Origin of the sequence: Phormidium sp. CCY1219, from assembly GCF_035615515.1 — a bacterium.
Lineage (GTDB): Bacteria > Cyanobacteriota > Cyanobacteriia > Cyanobacteriales > Laspinemataceae > CCY1219.
In genome coordinates this window covers 1-227 of the sequence record NZ_JAJENT010000938.1, presented here as the reverse complement: position 1 = coordinate 227, position 227 = coordinate 1, and the positions used below count along the sequence as shown (strand labels likewise).

The 227-nt window shown below is 43.2% G+C and carries 1 protein-coding gene; it reads right to left on the bottom strand.

What is annotated here, in order from left to right; genetic code table 11:
* The coding region (locus LKK83_RS30550) for a hypothetical protein (protein WP_324635241.1) at positions 1–227 on the bottom strand (227 nt) is incomplete at both ends.

Genomic DNA, 227 nt, shown 5'->3' with positions numbered 1-227 from the left:
CCATTAATTTCAACGGCGCTATCGGCAATAATGCCATTGGTTTCGATATCACTGCCGTCAATACTAACGGTATTTCCTGAATTAATCGGTTGAAAAACCGTCACCGCCCCACTGCCATTAATGTCGATATTGTCAGTAGCAGATAAAGCATCGGTTTGAATGTCATTCCCAGAAAGGGTCAGAGTATTTCCAGCGTCGATATCATCGTTAGCCGTAACATTTCCACT